General features: G+C 38.3%; 5 protein-coding genes. All 5 read left to right on the forward strand.

The genetic code is table 11. The features are described 5' to 3' along the window. The first annotated feature begins 107 nt into the window (after positions 1 to 107). The 5 genes from A3GW_RS12260 (at position 108) to bcrD (ending at position 3,692) form a co-directional block, all read left to right on the forward strand. The gene (locus A3GW_RS12260; RefSeq protein ID WP_211205400.1) at positions 108 to 416 is read left to right on the forward strand and encodes a DNA-binding protein; all 309 of its coding nucleotides are present in this window, start codon (positions 108 to 110) and stop codon (positions 414 to 416) included. Further along, the gene (bcrR, locus tag A3GW_RS0106940; RefSeq protein WP_000395511.1) at positions 406 to 1,020 is read left to right on the forward strand and encodes a bacitracin resistance transcriptional activator BcrR; all 615 of its coding nucleotides are present in this window, start codon (positions 406 to 408) and stop codon (positions 1,018 to 1,020) included. The genes A3GW_RS12260 and bcrR overlap by 11 nt, the downstream gene beginning before the upstream one ends. A 182-nt stretch (positions 1,021 to 1,202) precedes the next feature. After that, positions 1,203 to 2,120, forward strand: coding sequence for a bacitracin ABC transporter ATP-binding protein BcrA (bcrA, locus tag A3GW_RS0106945; protein WP_018368562.1), 918 nt, complete (start codon positions 1,203 to 1,205; stop codon positions 2,118 to 2,120). Then, on the forward strand, positions 2,113 to 2,862 hold the full coding sequence (locus tag A3GW_RS0106950; RefSeq protein WP_018368563.1) for an ABC transporter permease: 750 nt from the start codon (positions 2,113 to 2,115) through the stop codon (positions 2,860 to 2,862). Before bcrA ends, A3GW_RS0106950 begins: the two co-directional genes overlap by 8 nt. Continuing rightward, a complete protein-coding gene (bcrD, locus tag A3GW_RS0106955; RefSeq protein WP_018368564.1) occupies positions 2,862 to 3,692 on the forward strand; it encodes a bacitracin resistance undecaprenyl-diphosphatase BcrD in 831 nt (276 codons plus the stop codon). The genes A3GW_RS0106950 and bcrD overlap by 1 nt, the downstream gene beginning before the upstream one ends. Positions 3,693 to 3,880: the final 188 nt, after the last annotated feature.

The following is a 3,880-nucleotide window of genomic DNA, read 5'->3' on the forward strand; positions in this document are numbered from 1 at the left end:
TACCTCTACCCATAGTAGAAACACTTCCTTTCTCTAACTAAATATTATTTTATCTAGTTCGATAAAATGTGTCCACTATTTTATACTAACACCAATTTGAACGAAGTATGATTTTATGTTTAGTAGTGTATAATTTCGTATTAGTGGAGAGAAACTTGCTATTATTCGTCATTTCGTATATAATAATTATATACTCTTTGCGAAAGGAAGTTGATATTATGGATTACATTTCTGTGAAAGCCGCTTCTGAAAAATGGGGCATATCGGAAAGACGGATACAAAAATTATGTGAGGAAAATCGCATTGACGGAACTGAAAAATTTGGTCGTGCATGGATGATACCAAAAGATGCAGAAAAACCCGTTGATGGACGTATGAAAACAAGGAACAAACAGGAGGAGAATCATGGAATTTAATGAAAAGCTACAACAGCTTAGGACTGGAAAGAACTTAACGCAGGAACAACTTGCGGAGCAATTATATGTATCAAGAACAGCCATTTCAAAATGGGAAAGCGGCAAGGGTTACCCTAACATTGAGTCGCTCAAGTGTATTTCTAAATTCTTTTCTGTGACCATAGATGAACTACTATCGGGCGAAGAACTGATTACACTTGCCGAAACTGAAAATCGTTCCAACTTGAAAAAGATTTACAACTATATTTATGGAATATTGGATATGATGGCAGTTGCGTTTATATTTCTTCCGTTATATGGAAACTCTGTTGGCGGTTATGTTTATGCGGTCAATCTACTATCATTTACAGCCACCACACCATTCAATCTTGCAGTCTACTGGAGTGCTTTTGCCGCCTTGATTGTAATAGGGATTGCTAAAATAATACTTACCCATTTAGATAAAGAAACATGGGGCGGCATTGCTACAAAATGCTCCCTTGGACTCACTGCTTTGGCTATCTGTTTCTTAGCAGCAGCAAGAGAACCATATATAACAGCACTTATGTTTCTGCTGTTTGTCGCAAAAATAGTTGTTTGGATTAAGCAGAACGGAACAAAGTAAAAACGATATAAATCCCTTGAAATAGGCTCTGACACGATAAGTGTCGGGTCTTTTTTTCATGTTGACATGATAGATGTAGGCGATGTGACGGTAGGTTTCTTGGCTTTTGATATAGCTCCTGTGATAATAAGATTGTGGTCAGTGAAAACAAGAACAGCAACCAACGGAAAGGAAAATCAAATATGGATTATATCATTGAAACAGAAAATCTTACGAAGCGATACGGAACAGCCACCGTTGTCGATAAGGTCAATCTTCATGTGCCAACGGGCAAAATTTATGGTTTGCTCGGCAGAAACGGAGCAGGCAAAACCACAGCAATGAAAATGATGTTGCAGCTTACTCTCCCAACGGATGGAACGGTACGCTTGTTTGGCACAAACTATAAGGAAAATATCCATACCCTTTATAGCAAAGTAGGCTCTATTATCGAAACACCGGGATTTTACAGTAATTTAACAGGGTATGAGAATTTGCAAATTCTCGCTAAACTGCGAGGGGGAGTATCTAAAAGTGGAGTAGAAAAAGCGCTTGAAGTTGTGGGGCTGCATAAGGAGAAAAGAAAAGTCTTTTCCGATTATTCCCTCGGAATGAAGCAACGGCTTGGTATTGCCGCCGCCATTATGCACGAGCCGGAGCTTTTAATACTTGACGAACCGATTAACGGACTTGACCCCATTGGAATAGTTGAAATACGCTCACTTTTATCTGAACTTAGTCACAATCATGGCATTACCATTTTTATCTCAAGCCATGTTTTAAGCGAGATTGAACAGATAGCAGATATTATCGGCGTTATGCACGAGGGGCATTTAGTAGAGGAAGTGAATATATCCGAGCTTCACAAAAGGAATCGAAAATACATTCAATTTGATTTATCTGACAGTGAGATAGCCGGAAAGATTTTAGAAAACCACTACCACATGACGGATTTTACAGTGCAGGACGGTACGGTGAGAATTTATGACTTTAGCCAAAGTGTTGGAGAAATCAATCGAGAATTTGCACGAAATGGACTGCTCGTGACAAGGATAAATGATAGTGAGGAAAACTTAGAGGACTACTTTTCTAAACTGATTGGAGGTGGCGGTATTGCTTAATCTTATTTCTTGTGAATTATTAAAACTAAAGCGTTCAAAAATGGTGCTAATTAGTGTGGCAGGGGTATTATCTACCCCACTTTTGATGTTAATAGAAGCCTTGCAAACACATTTTGATAAGCCGGAGATTATCTTTACCTTGTCTGACATATACAGCGACAGTGTACTGTATATCATGCTGCTGGTAAACATGATGATATATGTGGCAATTGCAGCTTACTTGTTTAGCAGAGAGTACACAGAAAGCACCCTCAAAACCATATTGCCCATACCCATTTCAAGGACAAAACTATTAATTGGAAAATTTTGCACCCTGCTTCTTTGGATTGTTATGCTAACCCTTGTAACATGGGCAGGTATATTTATCGTTTGTGGGCTATATGACGCTGTCTTTACATTGGAGGGATATAGCTTACTAGTGGCAATAGTATGGCTCCCCAAGTTTTTGTTTGGCAGTATCCTGATGTTTTTAACAGTTTCTCCTTTTGTGTTTGTTGCTATGAAAACAAAAGGATTTGTCGCCCCGATGATTGGCTCTGCCGTGATTGTCATGGGAAGTGCCGCACTTTCAAATCAAGAATGGGGAGCGTTGTATCCGTGGACAGCCACCTATTTCTTGGTGCAGGGTAAACTTCAGAGTACCGGCTATCCTACACTGCTGTCTGTATCTATTATTATTCTTGTATCAGCAGTTGGTTTTCTTATGACCTTTCATCATTTTAAAAAGGAGGATTTGAAATAATGGTACTTGATTTTATAGAAATTTTAAAAGTTATTTTTCTTGGAATTGTTGAGGGTATTACTGAGTGGCTACCTATCAGCAGCACAGGACATATGATTCTTGTGGACGAATTTATCACACTTAATATGAGCGAAGCATTTAAAGAAATGTTTTTTGTTGTTATTCAACTTGGAGCTATACTCGCAGTGGTTGTAATGTTTTGGAACAAGATGTTTCCCTTTCAATTTAAGAACAAAGCACAGTCAATTGTTAAAAAGGATACTTTCTCGTTGTGGTTCAAGGTTGCGGTAGCTTGTGTACCGTCAGCTATTATGGGGATTCTATTTGATGATTATTTGGATGCTTACCTCCAAACCCCCATTGTGATTTCAATCATGTTAATCTTTTATGGTTTGTTATTCATTCTCATAGAAAATTGGAATAAAAAGCGTACTCCTACTACTATGGCACTTTCTGACATCAGCTATAAAACAGCAATCTTGATAGGGGCATTTCAAGTGTTATCACTTATACCCGGCACATCACGGTCGGGAGCAACGATTATAGGTGCTTTACTCATAGGAGTTTCACGAGTGGCAGCAGCAGAGTTTACTTTTTTCCTCGCAGTACCTACTATGCTTGGAGCAAGTGCTTTTAAGCTGTTAAAATTCGGGTTTGAATTTACAAGTGCAGAACTGCTCGCTCTTGTTCTCGGTATGGCTGTGGCATTTGCGGTATCTGTCTTAGTAATTAAATTCCTAATGAACTTTATCAAAAAACATGATTTTAAGGTGTTTGGTTGGTATCGAATTGTGCTTGGTATACTTGTTGTACTTATAACAGTAATGTGATAGAAAAACAATTCCATAAGCAATAATCTGCCGCACGACGGCAAAAGAAAAAAGCCGTCGTACAGCAGACATATTTTCACGCCTATGAAACGGTTGGATTTGTGTCAATATCTTGGACACAAAAATTCGAACTTACTTAAGCTGCATTCAAAGCCTTAAATTCTACCTCATTAGGAGTATTATAATCA

This window comes from Streptococcus entericus DSM 14446, from assembly GCF_000380025.1.
GTDB lineage: Bacteria > Bacillota > Bacilli > Lactobacillales > Streptococcaceae > Streptococcus > Streptococcus entericus.